This window comes from Rhizobacter sp. (assembly GCF_031412495.1).
Taxonomy (GTDB): Bacteria; Pseudomonadota; Gammaproteobacteria; order Burkholderiales; family Burkholderiaceae_C; genus Schlegelella_A.
On the sequence record NZ_JANODC010000217.1, the window covers coordinates 1 to 2,101 of the forward strand.

The 2,101-nt window shown below is 67.5% G+C and carries 2 protein-coding genes; one reads left to right on the forward strand and one right to left on the reverse strand.

The genetic code is table 11. The annotated features are described in order from the left end of the window. The coding region (locus tag AC30N0_RS08150; RefSeq protein ID WP_489517424.1) for a S4 domain-containing protein at positions 1-438 on the reverse strand (438 nt) is incomplete at its 3' end. Positions 439-977: 539 nt separating this feature from the next. Between AC30N0_RS08150 and AC30N0_RS08155 the strand changes: the two genes are divergently transcribed. After that, a partial coding sequence (locus AC30N0_RS08155; RefSeq protein WP_489517425.1) for an Rne/Rng family ribonuclease occupies positions 978-2,101 on the forward strand: 1,124 nt, incomplete at its 3' end.

Genomic DNA, 2,101 nt, shown 5'->3' on the forward strand with positions numbered 1-2,101 from the left:
CGAGGTTTCCTTGTCGAGCCGGTGCACCAGTTCGAGAAAGGCGGCCTCCGGGCGGGCCCGGCGCAGCTGCTCGATCACCCCGAAGCTCTCGCCGCTGCCGCCGTGCACCGCCACGCCGGCCGGCTTGTCGATGGCCAGCAGGTGCTCGTCCTCGAGGACGACCGGGAACTCGCGCGGCGGCGCCGCCGGCTCGTCGCTGCGGTCAGCCGTGCGCATCGGCGGGATGCGGACTTCGTCGCCGAGGTCCAGGCGGGTGTCGGCGCTGGCCCGGCCCTTGTTGACGCGGACCTCGCCGGAGCGGATCACGCGGTAGAGGTGGGTTCGTGGCACCCCCTTGAGCACCTTGGTCAGGAAGTTGTCGAGCCTCTGGCCGGCCGAGCCGCTGTCGATGCGGACGTTTCGCACGGTCGGCGGTGCTTCCCGAGGCAGGCCCTGCACGACGCGTGGCGGTGCTTCGGGCCTGCTTCCTTTGCCCCGTATAATGCGATGCTCCACTCGGCTGCCAAGTCGTTGATTTTTCAGAGTTTAGCGTCGCATGTCATGGCGGCGCCGACAGCTCGGGTGGTGGCCGGATCCTGTTCCGGCCAACCGGTGATGCAACGTCCATCGTCCCGGGCAGGCAGCGTTCCCAGTGTGACGCAGCGGCCCATCGGCGCGGGACGGCAGAGCAACAAGAAAGAACCACGACAAGGTTTCCCGCCGAAGACAAGAACCGCGCCGAAGGCTTGCCGCCTCGCCCGATTCCTTGCGCTCCGGCCTGCGTCCAGTGACCGCCTAGCTTGAAACACAGCCGCCTTCCCACTGCCTCGCGCGCGCCAACGCTGGTGGAGCCCGCGGTCGCCTGACCGCGCACGGCTCCCGCCAGTCCAGGGCGATTCCTTCCGGTTCTTCGCGTTTCTCGTGCATCTGATTGCCGCTGCGGCGAAGCCGTGGCGGCGCGACAGGGCGGGGCCGAAAGCCGCGCCGTAGGAGTGCAGATGAAACGCATGCTGATCAACGCGACGCAGGCAGAAGAGCGCCGGCTCGCGATCGTCGATGGCCAGAAGTTGATGGACTTCGAGACGGAGATCGAAGGCCGTGAGCAACGCAAGGGCAATATCTACAAGGCGGTCGTGACGCGGGTCGAGCCCTCGCTCGAAGCCTGTTTCGTCGACTACGGCGAGGACCGCCACGGGTTCCTGCCGTTCAAGGAAATCTCGAAGAACTACTTCCGCGAAGGCACCGACGCGCGCACCGCCCGCATCCAGGACGCGATCCGCGACGGCGACAACCTGCTCGTGCAGGTCGAGAAGGAAGAGCGCGGCAACAAGGGCGCGGCGCTGACCACCTTCGTTTCGCTGGCCGGCCGCTACCTCGTGCTGATGCCGAACAATCCGCGCGGCGGCGGCGTCTCTCGCCGCATCGAGGGCGAGGACCGCGAGGAGCTGAAGGAAAACCTCGACCAGCTCGAGTACCCGAAGGGCATGAGCCTGATCGCCCGCACCGCCGGCATCGGCCGCTCGGCGCCCGAGCTGCAGTGGGACCTGAACTACATGCTCAAGCTCTGGACCGCCATCGACGGCGCGGCCAAGGCGGGCAAGGGCGCGTTCCTGATCTACCAGGAGTCGTCGCTGGTGATCCGGGCGATCCGCGACTACTTCACCGCCGACGTCGGCGAGATCCTGATCGACACCGACGACATCTACGAGCAGGCGCAGCAGTTCATGAGCCACGTGATGCCGGAGACGGCGCACAAGGTCAAGCGCTACAAGGACGACGCCGCCCTCTTCTCCCGGTTCCAAATCGAGCACCAGATCGAGACCGCGTTCGCGCGGACCGTCAACCTGCCGTCGGGCGGCGCGATCGTGATCGACCACACCGAGGCGCTGGTCTCGGTCGACGTCAACTCCGCCCGCTCGACCCGCGGCAGCGACATCGAGGAAACCGCTACCCGCACCAACCTCGAGGCCGCCGACGAGATCGCGCGCCAGATGCGCCTGCGCGACCTGGGCGGCCTGATCGTCGTCGACTTCATAGACATGGAGGAGTCCAAGAACCGGCGCGAGGTCGAGACGCGGCTGCGCGACGCGCTGCGCTCCGACCGGGCTCGGGTCCAGTTCTC